Raw genomic sequence first — 17,556 nt, forward strand, 5'->3', positions numbered from 1 at the left:
TCGGCAGCCGGCGTCAATGAACGCGGCCGCGGAACCGGCCTGTTACACCGGGGGTTAGATACAGTGAAGACAAAATTCATCTTTGTGACCGGCGGCGTTGTTTCCTCGATAGGCAAGGGACTCGCCGCCGCTTCTTTGGGCGCTCTTCTCGAAGCGAGGGGGCTGAGGGTCACCATCCAGAAGCTCGATCCGTACATCAACGTCGATCCGGGCACCATGTCCCCTTTCCAGCACGGCGAGGTCTTCGTCACCGATGACGGCGCGGAAACCGACCTCGACCTTGGCCACTACGAGCGCTACACCTCGTCGAAGCTCTCCAAGAAGAGCAACTTCACCACCGGCCAGGTCTACTTCTCGGTCATCGAGAAGGAGCGCCGCGGCGACTACCTGGGGGGCACCGTCCAGGTCATCCCGCACATCACCGACCAGATCAAGTCGAACATCCTGGAAAACGCCAAAGGAAGCGACATCGCCATCGTCGAGATCGGCGGCACGGTGGGCGACATCGAATCGCTCCCCTTCCTGGAGGCGATCCGGCAGCTGAAAGGCGACCGCGGGGCAGGGAACGTCCTGTACCTCCACGTCACCCTGGTCCCCTACATCAAGACCGCGGGCGAGCTGAAGACCAAGCCGACCCAGCACTCGGTCAAGGAACTGCGCGAGATCGGTATCCAGCCGGACATTCTCCTTTGCCGCTGCGAGCAGGAGATCCCGCAGGACATGAAGGCCAAGATCGCCCTCTTCTGCAACGTCGACGAGAAGGCGGTCATCACCTCGCAGGACGCCGAGCACATCTACGCCGTGCCGCTCGCCTTGAACCGCCAGGGGCTCGACGAGCAGGTGGTCGAGAAGCTCAACATCTGGACCAAGGCCCCGGACCTCACCCACTGGCAGAAGGTGGTTTCCAAGCTGACCGATCCGGGCGACGGCGAAGTTTCCATCGGGGTAGTCGGCAAGTACGTCGACCTTAAAGAGTCCTACAAGTCGCTCTCCGAGGCGCTCACCCACGGCGGGATCGGTAACGACTGCCGGGTTAGAATCGTCTACTTCGACGCCGAGAAGCTCGAAGAGGAAGGGGCCGAGGCGGCGCTTTCCCAGGTGGACGGCATCCTGGTCCCGGGCGGCTTCGGCGAGCGCGGTACCGAAGGGAAGATCAAGGCGATCCGCTACGCCCGCGAGAACAAGGTCCCCTTCTTCGGGATCTGCCTCGGGATGCAGATGGCCGCCGTCGAGTACGCGAGAAACGTCTGCAAGCTTCCGGAAGCCTTCTCCAGCGAGTTCAAACCGGAGTGCACGAGCCCGATCATCCACCTCATGGAGGAGCAGAAAGGGGTCGAGCGCAAGGGTGGCACCATGAGGCTCGGCGCCTATCCCTGCTCGCTCACCAAGGGGACCTTCGCCCAGAAGGCCTACGGCGCCACCGAGATCTCCGAGCGCCACCGTCACCGCTACGAGTTCAACAACCAGTTCCGTAACCAGCTGGTCGAAAAAGGAATGGTGATATCCGGCCTCTACCGCGAAGGCGACCTGGTCGAGATCATCGAGCTCCCGGACCACCCCTGGTTCCTCGGCTGCCAGTTCCACCCGGAATTCAAGTCCAAGCCGCTCAACCCCCACCCGCTCTTCAAGGCCTTCATCGCGGCCACCAAGCAGCACCGCAAAGGGTAATTTATGACCAGAGAAGTAGCCGTAGGCGGAGTGAAAATAGGCGGAGGGAAACCGCTCGTGCTGGTGGCGGGTCCCTGCGTGATCGAAAACGAAAAAGCGACCATGCGCCATGCCGAACGTCTGATGACCATCTGCAACGGCGTCGGCATGCCGCTCATCTTCAAGGCCTCCTACGACAAGGCCAACCGCACCTCGGTGACCGCCTACCGCGGGCCGGGGCTCAAGGAGGGACTGCGCATCCTGGCCAAGGTGAAGGAATCCCTCGGCGTTCCCGTCCTCTCCGACATCCACTCCATCGAGCAGGTAGCGCCGGCCGCCGACGTCCTCGACGTGATCCAGATCCCGGCCTTCCTCTGCCGCCAGACCGACCTCCTGGTCGCCGCCGCCCAGACCGGGAAGGTGATCAACGTGAAGAAGGGGCAGTTCCTGGCGCCGTGGGACATGAAGAACGTGGTCGGCAAGCTCCTCTCCTGCGACAACGAGAACATCATCCTCACCGAGCGCGGGGCGAGCTTCGGCTACAACAACCTGGTGGTCGACATGCGGAGCTTCCCGATCATGCGCGCTACCGGCTGCCCGGTCATCTTCGACGCCACCCATTCCGTCCAGCTTCCGGGCGGGGAGGGGACCTCGTCGGGGGGACAGCGCGAGTTCGTGGAATTCCTTTCCCGGGCCGCAGTGGCTGCCGGCGTTGACGGTGTCTTCATGGAAGTCCACGAGGCTCCCGAGCAGGCGCTGTGCGACGGCCCGAACTCGGTCAGGCTGGACGACCTGCCGGCCCTTCTGAAGAAGCTGAAGGCTATCGACCTTGTGGTGAAGCAGTAGCGAGTTTCTTACGAATCGGCGCTGGATTTTGAGTCCAGTGCGGGAGATTTCTTTGATACTAGAAGAAGCGAAAAGGGTAATCAGGGTCGAGGCTGAAGCGCTCAGAAACCTCGAGTCCTCCATCGACGGCACCTTCGAGCGTGCGGTAGAGATGATCCTCGAGGCACCGGGCCGCGTGGTAGTAACCGGCATGGGGAAATCGGGACTCGTCGGCCAGAAGATCGCCTCCACCATGGCCTCCACCGGCACTCCGGCGTTCTTCCTCCATCCGGCGGAAGGGATCCACGGCGACCTCGGCATGATCATGAAGGGCGACGTGGTGATCGCCATCTCCAACTCCGGCGAGACGGAGGAGGTGATCCGTATCCTTCCGATCATCAAGCGCCTGGGCGCCTCGCTGATCGCCATGGCCGGAAACCCCAACTCCACCCTTGCTAAAAGCGGCGATCTCTTTCTCGATATCTCGGTGAAGGAAGAGGCCTGCCCCTTGGGCCTCGCCCCGACCGCCTCGACGACGGTGACCCTCGCCATGGGAGACGCCATCGCGGTTGCGCTGCTGGTTTCCCGCGGGTTCAAGGCCGAGGATTTCGCCCTCTTCCATCCGGGCGGGGCGCTCGGCAAGAAGCTTCTTCTGAAGGTCGAGAACGTCATGCACGCAGGGGACAACCTCCCGCTGGTGAAGGCGGACACCCTCATGAGGGAGGCGCTCTTTACCATCACCTCGAAAGGACTGGGGATCACCGGGGTCACCGACGACGACGGAGCCCTGGTCGGGGTGATCACCGACGGCGATCTTCGCCGTGCACTGGGTAAGGGGCTCGACATCATCAACCTCCCGGCTTCGGAGCTCATGAAGACCAAACCGAAACGGATCCGCAGCGACGAACTGGCGGCCCGCGCCCTTCAGCAGATGGAGCAGTACTCCATCACGTCGCTCTTCGTCTTCGCCGACGACGACAGCATGGCGCCGGTGGGGATCGTGCATCTGCATGACCTGCTTAAGGCGGGGATCGCCTAGCTGCAAATCCCCCCGGTCCCCCCTTCGCAAAGGGGGGGACCGGTTACCGAAATTGCAGGCTACCTGGACTTCTTCCGGCTCTTCCTCTTCTTCAAAGCTTGACCGCTGTAGCCTTGGCGGAGGCGGGGAGAGGGGGGGCGAGGATGGGGGTTCATTCAAGAGGTTCCCGTGGAAGAGAAACTGAAAAAGATCAAGCTGCTGATCCTGGACGTTGACGGCGTCATGACCGACGGACGGATCATCTTCGATTCCAACGGGGTGGAGAGCAAGTTCTTCAACGTGAAGGATGGCCACGGCATCAAGATGCTCCAGCGGGCCGGCGTCGAGGTGGGGATCATTTCGGGGCGCGAATCGCTGGTGGTGACCAACCGGGCCACCGAGCTCGGCATCAAGATCGTCTACCAGAAGTCGCTCAACAAGCTGGAGCCGTACCAGAAGATCTTGCTTGCCACCGGCCTCACCGATGAGCAGGTCGCCTTCATGGGGGACGACGTGATCGATATCCCGGTCCTCAAACGGGTCGGGTTCGCCGCCGCTCCCGCCGACGCCATCGCCGAGGTGCTCCCCCACGTCCACTACGTCGCCAAGGCCCGCGGCGGCTGGGGTGCCGTGCGCGAAATCGCCGATCTCCTCATCAAGGGGCAGGGGCTCTGGGAAGAGATCACCGCCCGTTACAACCTCAAATAGCTTCACGCTGCTGTCTCTGACAACATGACATGCCGGTTTGCCTGGACAGGCCCCGCGCCTTTCCTTTTGATACTATGGAGTGGAATCAATGACCCACGATCAGTACGATGAGGATATGCCCGAAGAGCAGGAGACCAGCATCTGGGAGATCCTGCATCTGCTCGCCAAACGCAAGATCTTCATCCTCTCCGTTTGTTTCATCACCGCCGTAGCTGCCATCGGCTACACCCTCACCCTTCCCAACGTCTATACCGCTTCCACGCGCGTACTCCCTCCCCAAAAGGAGGCAGGCGGCGGTCTCTCCGCTCTCCTTGGTCAGGCCGGCGGCCTCGCCGGACTCGCTGGAGGCCTCACCGGCGGCACCGACCTCTTCATCGGCATCCTTAAGAGCCGTTCGGTAGGCGACGCGGTTATCCAAAAACTGTCTCTTCAGAAGGTGTACGGTCTCCCGACCATCGAGTTGACCCGCGCGCAACTGGACCTTTCCGTTAAAGCCGCCGCCGGCACCGACGGCATTATCGTCATCTCCGCCGACGCCGCCGATCCCAAGCTGGCTGCTACCATCGCCAACGCCATGGCTGAAGAACTGGGCCGGACCACTGTACGTCTCAACCTGACCAAGGTCAGTAACGAACGCATCTTCCTGGAGAAGAGGCTCGATGTCGTCCGGGGGGAACTGAAACAGGCCGAGGAGGAAATGAAATCCTTCGCGGAAAAGAACAAGATGGTCCAGTTCGAGTCCCAGACCAAGGCCTCCTTTGAGAGTATCTCCATCCTCAGAAACCAACTCACCACCAAAGAGATGCAGCTCTCTACCCTGCGCGCCAGCCTAACCGACGAAAGCCCAGAGGTAAGGAGCCTGAAGGCCGGCATCGCTCAGCTTCGCTCCCGGCTCGCCCAGATGCAGGGGGGAGGGGGCGGGGCCGACGCCATCCCCGCCTTCGGCAAGGTGCCGGAGTTGGGCGTCGAGTACGCACGCCGCATGCGCGACCTTAAGACCAGGGAGGCGGTCTTCGAGCAACTTAGCAAGCAATACGAAGTGGCAAAGCTCAACGAAGCCAAGGACGCGTCCGCCTTCCAGATCATCGACCCTGCCATTCCCCCGGCGGTTAAGACCGGCCCCAAGCGCGGTCGCAGCGTGATCTTGGCTACCATCGTGGCCTTTTTCGCCTCGGTGGTCATCGTCCTTGTCCGGGACCGCTTCGAGAAAATGCCGGAGGAGAGCAGGAAGTCCTTATTAGAGGTGAAGCAGCAGCTCTTTTCCTTGAGGTAGGCCGTCCGGCGGGCTATCTTCTTTCCACCGCTCCTGCCTGGCTCCCGTCCGGGAACCGGCATTCTGGAGATCGATGCAGAATAAGGCTTTGGCAACCAATGTCGCGGCAGCGCACGACAGGTCGGACCGGGATGTCGTCATCTCGGTCATCCTCGTGTGCCTCAACGCCGAGCAGTGGCTCGAGGAAGCGTTGCAAAGCCTTTTCAGCCAAACCCATCGCAGCGTCGAACTGATCGTCATCGATGGCGGATCGACCGATCGCACCCTCCCCATTCTCACTCAATACCGGCAGCAGATCGCCACGCTCGTCAGCGAGCCCGACCAGGGTATCTACGATGCCATGAACAAGGGGCTGTTCCTTGCCGGAGGGGAGCTTATCTATTTCCTCAACAGCGACGATGCCTTGTACGATGACGGCGTGCTGGCGGCTTTGGCCGCTGCCTCGGTGGCATATCCCGATGTGGACGTCTTTTACGGCGACGCGCTGCTGGTCTACGAGGGGGGGAGGGAGGTCCTTTCCCGCTACCCGAACATCCTCCTCTGGGAGTTTTTCCGCGGGAGGACCCTCTGCCACCAGGCAACCATCGCCAGAAGGAGCGCCTTCGAGAGGGTAGGCGGTTACGACCCCGGCTACCGGCTGGCCGGGGACTTCGCCTGGATCCTGAAAAGCCGGTGGGAGCACGACCTTCACTACCGCTACCTCCCTCTGACCATCTGCCGGTTCCGGATGGGGGGGAGCCACGGAACCCCCTCCAGCACGACGCTGCTTCGCTCGGAACGGGAGCGCGCCGTGGCAAGCCACGTGCGGGGCCGCTACCGGTTCCTTTCTTCCCATGACGACCGGCGCGTCAGCCTGCGGGGACTGCTGGTCGGCGATCCCGCCTACGCGGTGAGGAGTAACGGCCGCGGCATTGCCGGTCTCCTCGCCTCGCTCGCCAACAATATCCGCCAGACCAACCGGCTTCGCTGGCATCTGCTCAAGGTGTGGGGATACCGGATGCTGCGCGGCTCCTCCGGTCCCGTCCACTCTACAGACCCGGGATGCCGCCAGGAGGGACGCTGATGGCGGATATTGACGGCGGTGCGCCGGGCGCCTCCCAGGCCACCGGGCGCTCTTGGCTGGCCATGCTTCCCGCCGCACTCCGCAGCCGCGTGGAGGGCCGCCCCACCCTGCAAAGGGTACTGGGCAACATGGGATGGCTGGTGCTGGACAAGGTGCTGCGACTGACTGTGGGGCTGGTGGTCGGTGCCTGGATCGCCCGTTACCTGGGGCCCGCCCAGTTCGGGCTGTGGAACTACGCGCTCGCCTTTACCGCCCTTTTCGGCGCGTTCGCCTCCCTTGGCCTCGACACCATCGTGGTGCGGGAGATGGTGAAGTTTCCCGGACGGGAGGCGGAGCTCGTCGGCACCGCATGGGGGCTCAAGCTGGCCGCCGGTACGGTTACCTTAGCCGTCACCGTCGGGGCCGTCACTCTGCTGCGTCCGGACGACAGCCTGACCCGCCTGCTCGTCGCCATTTCCGCCGCCGGATTTGTCTTCCAGTCTGCCAATGTCATCGACCTGTATTACCAGGCGCAACTGCAGTCGCGTTACACCGTGGTAGCCGGCAACCTTGCCTTCGCTGCGGTCACCGTGGCAAAGATCGTCCTCCTTGCCGTCAAAGCCCCTCTGGTAGCCTTTGCGGTGGTTGGCCTCGGGGAGATGGTGCTCACCTCGCTCTTCCTGGTGATCTTCGCTCTGAAAAGCCGGGTTTCGCTACGGGCCCTTTCCCTCGACCGCAAGCTGGCCAGGAGGCTCCTCAAGGAGAGCTGGCCGATGATGTTTTCGGGGCTCGCTGTCATGATCTACATGAGGATCGATCAGATCATGCTTGGCCAGATGCTGGGAGACCGGGAGGTGGGGATCTATTCCGCCGCGGTGCGGCTGAGCGAGGTCTGGTATTTTGTCCCTACTTCGGCGGTGACCTCTGCTTTTCCGGTTATTGTCGGGAAGAAACGGGATGGTGGGGCCGCCTATCTCGACAGCCTCCAGACCCTGTACGATTCCATGGCCCTCCTCGGCGTAGCGGTTTCTTTGCTGGTCATGCTGGTCAGCCCGTTGGTGGTCTCTCTTCTTTACGGCAGCCGCTATGCGGAGGCGGCCGGGGTGCTTTCCCTGCATGTCTGGTCCGGTATCTTCGTCTCCCTTGGTGTGGCCAGCGGCAGTTGGCTCGCCGCCGAAAACCTGCCGAATTTCAGCATGTACCGCACTTTGTTCGGTGGCGTCGTCAACGTCGTGCTGAACGTGTTCCTGATTCCGCGGTACGGAGCTATGGGGGCCGCCTACAGCACACTCATTGCCTATGCATCTGCCGTCTATTTCGTGCTATTTTTCCAACGCACGAGACAGTGTGGAACCATGCTTCTGCTTGCTTTCATACCTTTTAAGAAATATCTGCTCAAGAGAGGCTGATTTGTGATAGGTTGGCTGGCAAAAAAGATACTTCCCCAGACTGCGGTGGATACCTTGAAGTGTATCCGCAAGCAGGTGAAAAACTGCCGGACGCTTGCCTTCGAGTACGGGCAGTACCGGACTATCCGCCGCTGGTCGTGTCTCGATCGGTCCGGCGCCCCCTTGCCCTGGTATACCTATCCTGCCATCGAATACCTTTCCAGCCTCGACTTTACCGGGAAGAGGGTTTTCGAGTACGGCTGCGGCAATTCGACTCTCTGGTGGGAGAGCATGGCCGCCGAGGTCTATGCCGTGGAAGACTCTCCGGAGTGGTACCGGAAGATCTCGGCGCTAAAATCCGCTCGAGGTGCTTTTTACCTGGAAACCGAGCAGGCTCACTACGTCGGCAAGATTCGCGAGACCGGCCAGCGTTTCGATGTCGTCGTCATCGACGGCAAGCACCGCCTCGACTGCTCGCTGATCGCCGGCGATCAGCTCGCGGAAAACGGCATGATCGTCCTCGATAACGCGGACTGGAACCTGGAGGCCGCCCGCAATCTCAGGGAGCGCTTCGATCTCGTGCAGGTCGATTTCCACGGTTTCGGCCCCATCAACGACTACACCTGGACCACTTCGCTCTTCCTGAGCCGACGCTTCGATTTCGGCAGTCGCGGGCAAAGGCCGGCGCGTTCCATCGGCGGTATCAATGGTTAGCTCCCTTCTCCGCGCCTTGCTCCCCAACTCCTGGTATGCGTCTTTGCAGGAGAACAAACGCCGCCTCTGCGGGGAGTATGCCGCCTCGTCTTTTTCGCAGGAGGGGGAGGACCTGGTGCTCGCCAGGCTCTTCGAAGGGAAGGCGAACGGTTTCTACGTCGATGTCGGCGCTTTCCACCCGATCAAATACTCCAACACCTACCGCTTCTACCGGCTCGGCTGGCACGGGATCAACATCGACGCCATGCCGGGGAGCATGACCCTTTTCAAAAAGTGGCGGCCGCGGGATGTCAACCTCGAGGCCGCCATCGCCGAAAAGGAGGGGAACCTGGTTTACCACGCCTTCGCTGAGGCCGCCCTCAACGGCTTTTCCCAAGAGCTTTCCGAGCGCAGGATCGCCAACGGCTCCCGTCTCCTCTTTAGACGTGAGGTGCCGGCGCGCACCCTGGCCAGCGTGCTGGAGGCAGAGCTTCCCCCCGCGACTGCCATCGATTTTCTCTCCGTCGACGTGGAGGGGCTGGACCTGCCGGTACTGCGCTCCAACGACTGGAACCGTTTCCGCCCTGCCGTGGTGCTGGTCGAGTCGCTGCACCTGGGGCTGGAGGATATTGCCGGAACCGAGGTCGCCCGTTTCATGGCCTCCCAGCGTTACCGTCTGGTGGCCAAGACGGTCAACACCCTCTTTTTTGCCGCCGAGGAGTCGGCCGGGAAACTCCCCGGTCTGGCGGTGGGGGAGGGGAGGGGATGAGCGGGGTAACTGTTCCGGTCCTTTTCCTGGTTTTCCAACGGGTGGAAACCACTCTCCGCGTCATGGAAGCGATCCGGGAGGCGAGGCCTTCCCGCCTTTATGTCGCCTGCGACGGACCCCGGCCAGGTGACGCGGCGCAAGCCAGTCGCGTCGAGGAAGTCCGCCGCCGGGTGCTCTCTCTGGTCGACTGGCCGTGCGAAATCAAGACCCTGTTCCAGCCTGGCAACCTTGGCTGCAAGGTTGCCGTGAGTCGCGCCATCTCCTGGTTCTTCCAACACGAGGAGATGGGGATTATCCTTGAGGATGACTGCCTGCCGGCGCCTACCTTTTTCCCCTTCTGCGAGGAGCTATTGGAACGCTACCGGGAGGACTCCCGCGTCATGCAGGTCTGCGGGTCCAACCTGGTCGGCGCCGGGAGCCGCCGGGGAGACAGCTACTTCTTTTCCGCCTACGGCCCCATCTGGGGATGGGCCTCCTGGCGCAGGGCGTGGGAAAGCTACGATCCCGACCTCGTGCTCTGGCCGAAGTGGAAGGAGGAAGGGAGGATGAAGGATTTCGTTCTCCATCCCGAAGAGCTGCGCCAGCGCAGCCAAATTTACGATAGCGTGCATGCCGGTAGCATCGACACCTGGGATTACCAGTGGGGAGCCTCCAAGCTCTTCAACAGCGGGCTCAGCATCGTTCCCTCCCGGAACCAGGTCGTCAACATCGGGTTCGGCCCCCAGGCCACGCGGGAGGTGCCGCGTCCCTCCTTCGCGCCCACCTCGATCGATTCCCTTTCCTTTCCGCTACGGCATCCTTCCTGCCTCCTGCGGGAACGCGAGTTGGATCTCGATTTCGTCCGTAAGGTGATGGCCCCGCCTAACCGCTACCGTTCCCCTTTCCGGCGACTCTGGAGGCTACTGTGCCGAGCGTGAATCCCTCCCCGGCGCGGGAGATGTTCCGTGTCGCCGATAGAGTTGCCAAGCACTTCGCAAAGGGGGCCGTGGTAGCGGCGCTCATCCCCGTCGATTACACCCGTACCAGGGAGATCCCGCTTCTTCTCGAAACGAGCGGCATTCTGGCTCGTAGAGACGAGCCGCTCACCATTCTCGACATCGGCTCCCCCCAGATCCTCGCCCTGACCCTTTGCAGTCTCTCCCCTCACTGGAAGGTGCGCTACATAAACCCCTACGAGCCGGAATTGAGAGATCTGACCTGCAAGCAATCCCTCCTGGGGATTCCCAATCTTGATATTGCCCGAGGCGACATAACCGATCCTGCCTCCCTTTCCAGTGTCGGTCCGTTTGACTATGTCTTTTCCTGTTCGGTCTGGGAACACATCCGTCCCGAGTCAGACGGTGACATAGTTGCGTCGGCCAACGTGTCGAGACTGCTCAAACCATCCGGTAGATTCATCTTTTCCGTTCCCTTTTATCGCACGGCCTTCAACGAGTACGTCGACGGCGGTGTCTACGGCGCCGAGGGGGGAGGGGCAAAGTCCTTCTTCCAGCGATTTTACGATCCGCCGTCGCTTAATCGGAGGGTCGTCGAGCCCAGCGGCCTTACCCTCGAGTCGGCCCGCTACCTCGGGGAGCGCTACTGTTCCCCCCGGATTACGCGGAGAATTTCCTCGCTGGTCGACACCGGATTCAGGCGTTTCCTGCTGGGAAGACTCTTTGCCCTTATCTCCAGGCTCTGTATGGTGGAAGCCGCCACTCCCGGTGATCTCAAGAAGCCCTATCTCGCTGTCTGTTCACTCCGAAAGCCGGAGTCGATTGGTGGGTCAACGCTATGAAAATCTCCTTCATAACCACCTGTGACCATAACATCGGGGACGATTTTGTCAGGGAAGGGCTCAAGTTCTTGCTTCGGCAGCATTACCGGGGTCGCGAGCTTGAGTTCCTGAACGTTCACAAGCACTCTCCGATATCCGCTCGGGTCGGCTATCAGCGGCACCGCGGAACGTGGTCCAACCGGATGCTGGATCGGATACTTCCCTTGAGCACATCTGGGGACTTGATCGTGGCGGCGGATCTGGTCGTCCAAAGCGGTGCCCCGGTCTATTGGTGCCACCCTTCGACCAAAAGTCACTGCGCCGACAACGAGTGGTTCAAACCGCTGGTCAAACGACGGTTATCCCAAAGGAACCAGCCTTTTGGCAACCTGGCGGCGGGAACCTGCCAGGGCTACCATTCCGACGGAGCGGAATTTTGCCGTTGTCCCAAATGTGCATCCTACATCAAGGAGCTCTCCGCCCTGTCGAAGGTGACCACGCTGCGGGATTCCTTGGCGAGTACGGTGTTCGACTCGCTCGGGCTCTCCGCCCCGGTCATCGCGTGCAGCTCGATCTTTGCCGTCGACGAATATGGACTGGCACCCGGCGGCGACGATTACGTCGTGGTCAACTTCATGGGGCTGGGGGGACATTACGACTTCAGGGAGGGGATCGACCCCAACCGGTGGAGAGGCGAGTTCGCCAGTTTCTACCAGCAGCTCGTTCGCCAGGAAAAGGTGATCTTCTGCTGCCATGACGAAAAAGAGGTAGGCGAGGCGAAGGGGATCGATCCGGGAGCCGAGATCTTCTACCCGGGCGGGGACTTTCTCGCTGCGATGAAGTTCTATGCGGGGGCAAAATACGGTATTTTCAATCGGGTCCATGGTGCCTTTATGCTGGCCAGTTTCGGGAAGCCGGCGGTCGTGATCGGGAACGATTCCAGGGCACGCATGGCCGCCGAGATCGGCCTTCCCCACTTTTTCATGGGAGACGTCGATGCAGAGCTTCTTTGCGATCGTTGGCGGTGGTTGGCCGCGGGTGGCGATGGCTACCGCGAGCGCTTCGCCGAGATCAAACGCCGCTCCCTGGACGACTACCTCGCGGCCCTGGCCTCCCTGTAGGAGTGCGCATGCAACTGCCAGCCACCCGTTTCTCCCGCCTATGACCTTTCCCCGCTTCCTCAAGGAGTTGCTCACCCTCCCGTTTTCGCCGGCGGCTGTCAGGCTCTTGTTTGCCCTCAGCCCCCCGGGGGAGGCACAGGCTCCTCGTTCGGTGCTGGTTGTCAAGCTGGACGCGATCGGCGACTCGGTCCTCAACTCGCCGTTTCTGCGTGGGCTCCGACAGCGCTACCCCGTTGCGCGCATCACCCTGGTGGTGAATCCGTCGGTGTATAACCTGGTGGAGCTCTGCCCCTACGTGGACGAGGTACTGGCCTTCGACGGCGCCTGCCACCCCCGGATCGCCCCGGCTGTCCGCCCCCTCAGGGCTTTTCGTTTCGCCCGTGAGAAACTGTGGGAGAGGAGATTCGACCTTGCCGTCATACCCCGGTTGGATACGGACTTCTACCATGCCACCTACCTGGCCTATTTTTCCCGGGCCACTCGCCGGGTCGCCTTCTCCGAAAAGACCGGTCCCCTGAAGGCGCGGAAGAACCGGGACTACGACCTGCTGCTGACTGACGTGGTGGTTTCGCCTCCAGGTGCCCATGACGTGATTGTTAACCTCTCCCTTCTAGAAGCTCTTCCTGCCGGGGCTGGTGCATGCAGTGGCGAAGGGGGAGGAGAGGCGAGGCTTGAGGTGTGGCTATCGGAGGAGGATCGGGCACGGGCTGCCTCCCTGCTCGGGAACCGTGGCGTGGTGGCGCTGGCACCGGGAGCCAGCGCTTCCCACAAGCAGTGGCCGGTGGAGCGTTTTGCCGAGGTGGCCACCTGGTGCCTGGAGCGGTACGGTGTTACGTCGGTCGTGGTCGGCGGCCCCTCCGAAAGGGAGATCGGCGCCACGCTCTGTTCGCTGGTCGGTCCCCATCGATGTCTGGACCTGACCGGCAAAACCTCTCTGCGCGAGACAGCCGCGGTCCTGGAGCGGTGCGCACTGTACATCGGCAACGACACTGGCCCCAAACACCTGGCTGCCGCCACGGGGACCAAGGTGGTGGAGATCTCCTGTTTCCCGGCGGGTGGCGACCCGCGCCACCCGCAGTCGCCGGCTCGCTTCCGTGCCTGGGGCACCAGCGAGGTGACGCTTCAGCCTTCGCGTCCGGCTGATGGGTGCGGTGATGCCTGTCTGGCGGCCAAAGCGCACTGCATCCTTGGGGTCGAGGTACGGGAGGTCCAACAGGCGGTGCTGGATTTGGAGAAGACGGACGAAGACAAATCCGTGCAACCGGCAATGTGTGAATCCTTACCCATTTGCCCGGTTAGTTAATCCTCGTTAAATGTCGTGCACGGTTGCGGCAACCAAACTGGAAATGTCAGGCGGGGCGTTGTCGAGTGACGGGCGGTGACGGTACGGTCACCGCCGGCAGTGGTTGTGGCAGTACGCCATTTAGCAGTTGCATGTCCGCCGCTTTCATGTTAGCTATTACCAGTTCTTAATGACAGCATGAAACGTTGTCATCTAACAAAGGGAAGTTCTCTACATTTTGATCAAGACCACGGTCTGCGTTTTGCCTTGTCAGGAGGCGATATTGGACGGGACCGGGGTTTCGATAGCCGCTTGATTGACCAGGATTTTGATGACGTTTTTCGCGGCGCTCAAAGCCAGACTACAGAGTTCCCCAATTGCGTACCGGCTTGCGCGGGGAGCCTTCTGGTCGTTGGTCGGGGGAGTGATCTCCCGCGTCCTCACCATGGTCTCCGCCATTTTGGTGGCCCGCCTGCTCGGTAAGGAAGGGTACGGCGAGATGGGGATGATCCAGAGCACCATGGGGATGTTCGGCGTATTGGCGGGACTTGGCCTGGGGGCCACCGCCACCAAGTATGTCGCCGAGTACCGTCAGAAGGATCCCGTGAGAGCGGGGAGGATTACGAGCCTAACCCTGGTGACCTCCCTGGTTTCGGCCGGCGGTATCGCCCTTTGCTGTTTCCTCCTGGCGCCCGAGTTGGCGGCCCGTACCCTCAACCGGGGCGAACTTGCCCCCCTGCTGGTGGCCGGTGCCGTCCTATTGTTCGTCTCCACCCTGGGCGGGGTACTCTCCGCGGTACTTTCTGGTTTTGAATCCTTCAAGGAAATCGCCGTCATCAACCTCTGGCAGGGGGTCTCGACTCCGCTCCTCTCTATCCCGCTTGTCTACTGGTGCGGAGTAGAGGGGGCCATCGCATCCTTTACCATTAATGCCGCCCTTGGGCTGATCCTCACCGCTATCGCGGTCAGGCGGGAAGCCCGCCGGTATTCCATCCCGCTTGGCTTTGACCGGGGGATCTGGCAAGAGTGGCGTCTTCTCTGGAGCTACTCGCTCCCGTTGACCCTAGCCAACCTTTTGGTGGCACCGGTGACCTGGGTCACCAACAGCATCCTGGTCAACCAGCCGGGAGGGTACGGCGAACTTGGGCTTTTCAACGCCGCTAACCAGTGGCGTAACGTTATTGTGTTCATCCCCGCGCTGCTTAGTTCCGCCATGCTTCCGGTCCTGTCGGAAACCCACGGACGCGAAAACAAGGACGACTTCTCCCGCACCATCGTGCTCAACCTGCGGGGGACCTGGCTGGTTGCCTTTCCCCTCACCGTGGTGGTCATCCTGCTCGGCAAACCGTTGGCCATGCTTCTTGGCAAACAGTTTGCCGGTACCGATCAGATCATTTCGGTGCTGATGGTGGCAACTTTTCTCAATGTGGTGAATAGCGCCGTCGGTTGCGTACTGGTTGGGGCGGGGCGGATCTGGATCGGAACCTTGATGAACATGTGCTGGGCGGCCGTTCTCATTGGCGTCTCGTACCTCCTCATTCCTGGCCACGGGGGGACCGGATTGGCGATCGCCTACCTGGCCGCCTACCTGACCCATACCGTCTGGCAGATGGCTTACGTGGAGTTTAAGCTCGCTCCCGGATCGATCTCCACCCAGTTGAAGACCCTGTCCTTTTCGGCGGTGGTGCTGGTGGCGACGCTGGCGGTGGGCGGTGCCGGCAGAGGATTCCTTGCCTTGAGTCTCGTGTTGGTGGCGGCTTCGCTACTGCCGTTGCTATTCACTCTGAAAGCGGCCCTCCCTCTGCGCGGGGCCCAGCAACCTCTGGGATGACCATGAACGATACCTCCCTGAAATTGCCTGCCATCCCGCGGCTGAAAGCGCCCGAAGGGGAGCCGGTGCCGAACTGGGACCCGGAGAGGATGGTTCGCCGCGGTTGCCTGGTCTGCGGTGGCGAGGAGCACCGTCCGCTCTGTTACCGTCCGGACGGGCTATTGGTTGCCAGTTGCGCAGCCTGCGGCTGCACCTACCTTCCGCTGGTCCCCGACGCCGGGGAGCTCCAACGCTACTACGACCGCTACTCCGATACCAAGCTGTACATCCAGCACAAGGTGCAGCAAGCCCCCCCTTCGCTGGCGTCTCGGCTCCGGGCTTGTGCCGCCCGAACCGTAAAGACCGTTCTCGGCCCTTCGCTCACCAATGGAATCAAGAGGCGGGGAGAGCCGATCTCCGACAGCTGCGAGATTCTGATCAGGACCGGCGGGCTGGAAGGGAAGAGGATTCTGGAGTTGGGCCCCGGCAGGTTCGGCGGAATCCTTCCCGAAGCCACGCGGTGGGGAGCTAAAGGGGTGGCGGTCGAGGTGGACGCCGCTGCCGTGGGTTCTATGCGGGAGATGGGTATCGAGGTCTTCGACTCGCTTGCCAAGGCTCCCTCCGGGCTCGACATCATCTACGCCGGCATGGTCCTCGAGCACGTGAGTGACCCGGCTGCGCTCCTTAAAGAGGCCGCCGCCCTGGCCGCTCCGGGAGGACGCTTCCTGATCAGGGTCCCCAACGGAGGGCAAGCCAAGAGCGTCGGGTACAGCTGGATCGGCTTCCGGGTCGACCTCGAGCACTTGAACTACTTCGATGCCGCCTCCTTGAGCACGTTGTTGGCGCAGGCTGGCTTTCAGACCGAGTGCGTGTGGCAGAGCGCCCAGCCGGTCTTGCCGCAGTACCTTGCCATGGCCGATCGCAACAGCTTCCTGCGCTATGCGCGCGAGCGATTCAACCGCACCATCAGCCTGCAACCCGATACCATTTTCCAGCAAGGAGAGTTCATGCTGACCGTGCTGGCCAGGAGAGAAGAGTAGATGACCAACCACGGCGACACCATCCGCCCCCCTCGAGTCAAGCTGGCCACCTCCTGGGTCTACCCCCACGTCGGAGGGGTCAGCTCCCACATGTCCCTGTTGGCCCGCCAGCTTGGCTTGGCCGACCACGAGGTGATCTCGGCCAACCATGCCACCGCCGGCAAGTCCGCCCCTCTCACCCGCGTCCGTAACGGCCTGAGACGGCTGGCTGCCAAGTCCTTCAACCTGGAGACTATTTCCCTCCATGCCCGTGGCCTCATGCCGGCCTTTGCCTCTTTGGAATGCGACATCGTTCACTGCCACGACGTCATGGCCGCCTGGGCCGCCCTCAAGGCGAGAGAAGCATCCGGCCGGTCATTCAAGGTGATCGCCACCCTGCACGGTCCCATCTCCAACGTGATGGTGGAAGAAGGGCACGCGCCTGATTCTCCTGACGTCTGCATGGTGCGCCGTTGCGAGCTGGAAACCTGGAGGAGGTGTGACGCTCTCATCGCGGTAGACACCCTTCAGGGGGAAATAGCCGTGGAGCAGGGGGCTGACCCGGCCCAGATCACCACCATCCCTAACGCGGTGGATGTCGAAGAGGTCAACCGGCTGGCCACCACCCTTCCGTTGGCCAAGAAGGAGGGGGAATGTTGGATCCTTGTTCCCCGCCGGATGGCACCGAAGAACGGGATTGAGATGGCGATCCGGGCGCTTCCCCTCATGAAGAAAGCACCTCGCCTGGTGATTGCCGGCAACGGACCGGAAAGGGATAACCTCGAACAACTGGCCCACCAACTGGGGGTTGCTGCCCAGGTGGTCTTTCTCGGCGGCCTGTCCCATACCGTCCTAATGCCGCTCATGGGGCTGTGCGACATGGTCACGGTCCCCTCCATCCCCATCCACGGCATCGAGGAGGCAACCTCGATATCGGCCATCGAGGGGATGGCCCTTTCCCGCCCGGTAGTGGCCACTGCCATTGGCGGGCTGCGGGAACTGATCCTCTCCGAGGAAAACGGCATCCTGGTCCCACCGAAGGACCCTGGTGCGCTGGCCGAGGCCTACGACCGGGTACTGGCCGACCCGGAGCTTGGCCGCCGTCTCGGTGCCGCCGCCAAGCAGACCGTTATCGAGCGTTTCAGCGTCGACCTCTGGTTCGGGCGCCATCTTACCGTCTATTCCAACACCGTGGGGAGATGACT

At 61.9% G+C, this 17,556-nt stretch carries 16 protein-coding genes; all 16 read left to right on the top strand.

The features are described 5' to 3' along the window. The first annotated feature begins 63 nt into the window (after window positions 1–63). The 16 genes from pyrG (at window position 64) to L4X63_RS07200 (ending at window position 17,554) form a co-directional block, all read left to right on the top strand. Window positions 64–1,668: a CTP synthase gene (gene pyrG / locus L4X63_RS07125; RefSeq protein WP_250677926.1), complete on the top strand. Its 1,605-nt coding sequence runs from the start codon at window positions 64–66 to the stop codon at window positions 1,666–1,668. 3 nt (window positions 1,669–1,671) lie between these two features. Next, window positions 1,672–2,493 (top strand): 3-deoxy-8-phosphooctulonate synthase, encoded by an 822-nt coding sequence (kdsA, locus tag L4X63_RS07130; protein ID WP_250677927.1) that lies wholly within the window; start codon window positions 1,672–1,674, stop codon window positions 2,491–2,493. Between the two features lie 52 nt (window positions 2,494–2,545). After that, a complete protein-coding gene (locus tag L4X63_RS07135; protein WP_250677928.1) occupies window positions 2,546–3,511 on the top strand; it encodes a KpsF/GutQ family sugar-phosphate isomerase in 966 nt (321 codons plus the stop codon). A 168-nt stretch (window positions 3,512–3,679) separates the two neighbouring features. Next, window positions 3,680–4,198: a KdsC family phosphatase gene (locus tag L4X63_RS07140; RefSeq protein ID WP_250677929.1), complete on the top strand. Its 519-nt coding sequence runs from the start codon at window positions 3,680–3,682 to the stop codon at window positions 4,196–4,198. 88 nt (window positions 4,199–4,286) lie between these two features. Further along, the gene (locus L4X63_RS07145) at window positions 4,287–5,471 is read left to right on the top strand and encodes a GumC family protein (protein WP_250677930.1); all 1,185 of its coding nucleotides are present in this window, start codon (window positions 4,287–4,289) and stop codon (window positions 5,469–5,471) included. Between the two features lie 73 nt (window positions 5,472–5,544). Then, the gene (locus L4X63_RS07150) at window positions 5,545–6,534 is read left to right on the top strand and encodes a glycosyltransferase family 2 protein (RefSeq protein ID WP_250677931.1); all 990 of its coding nucleotides are present in this window, start codon (window positions 5,545–5,547) and stop codon (window positions 6,532–6,534) included. Continuing rightward, window positions 6,534–7,922 (top strand): flippase, encoded by a 1,389-nt coding sequence (locus L4X63_RS07155; RefSeq protein WP_250677932.1) that lies wholly within the window; start codon window positions 6,534–6,536, stop codon window positions 7,920–7,922. Before L4X63_RS07150 ends, L4X63_RS07155 begins: the two co-directional genes overlap by 1 nt. Window positions 7,923–7,976: 54 nt before the next feature. Next, the gene (locus L4X63_RS07160) at window positions 7,977–8,615 is read left to right on the top strand and encodes an O-methyltransferase (RefSeq protein WP_250677933.1); all 639 of its coding nucleotides are present in this window, start codon (window positions 7,977–7,979) and stop codon (window positions 8,613–8,615) included. Further along, window positions 8,608–9,363 (top strand): FkbM family methyltransferase, encoded by a 756-nt coding sequence (locus tag L4X63_RS07165; protein WP_250677934.1) that lies wholly within the window; start codon window positions 8,608–8,610, stop codon window positions 9,361–9,363. The genes L4X63_RS07160 and L4X63_RS07165 overlap by 8 nt, the downstream gene beginning before the upstream one ends. After that, a complete protein-coding gene (locus tag L4X63_RS07170; protein ID WP_250677935.1) occupies window positions 9,360–10,280 on the top strand; it encodes a glycosyltransferase family 2 protein in 921 nt (306 codons plus the stop codon). The genes L4X63_RS07165 and L4X63_RS07170 overlap by 4 nt, the downstream gene beginning before the upstream one ends. Next, a complete protein-coding gene (locus L4X63_RS07175; RefSeq protein ID WP_250677936.1) occupies window positions 10,268–11,140 on the top strand; it encodes a class I SAM-dependent methyltransferase in 873 nt (290 codons plus the stop codon). Before L4X63_RS07170 ends, L4X63_RS07175 begins: the two co-directional genes overlap by 13 nt. A 227-nt stretch (window positions 11,141–11,367) precedes the next feature. Next, window positions 11,368–12,240: a hypothetical protein gene (locus tag L4X63_RS07180; protein WP_250677937.1), complete on the top strand. Its 873-nt coding sequence runs from the start codon at window positions 11,368–11,370 to the stop codon at window positions 12,238–12,240. Window positions 12,241–12,280: 40 nt separating this feature from the next. After that, window positions 12,281–13,543 carry a glycosyltransferase family 9 protein gene (locus L4X63_RS07185; protein WP_250677938.1) on the top strand — a complete coding sequence of 421 codons (1,263 nt, stop codon included), beginning with the start codon at window positions 12,281–12,283 and terminating at the stop codon, window positions 13,541–13,543. A 310-nt stretch (window positions 13,544–13,853) separates the two neighbouring features. Beyond that, on the top strand, window positions 13,854–15,353 hold the full coding sequence (locus L4X63_RS07190) for an oligosaccharide flippase family protein (RefSeq protein WP_284694535.1): 1,500 nt from the start codon (window positions 13,854–13,856) through the stop codon (window positions 15,351–15,353). Next, a complete protein-coding gene (locus L4X63_RS07195; protein WP_250677940.1) occupies window positions 15,350–16,372 on the top strand; it encodes a methyltransferase domain-containing protein in 1,023 nt (340 codons plus the stop codon). Before L4X63_RS07190 ends, L4X63_RS07195 begins: the two co-directional genes overlap by 4 nt. Then, complete coding sequence (locus tag L4X63_RS07200) at window positions 16,373–17,554, top strand: glycosyltransferase family 4 protein (RefSeq protein ID WP_250677941.1); 1,182 nt, start codon at window positions 16,373–16,375, stop codon at window positions 17,552–17,554. Window positions 17,555–17,556: the final 2 nt, after the last annotated feature.

The sequence above is a fragment of the Geomonas sp. Red32 genome, assembly GCF_023652955.1.
Classification (GTDB): Bacteria; Desulfobacterota; Desulfuromonadia; order Geobacterales; family Geobacteraceae; genus Geomonas.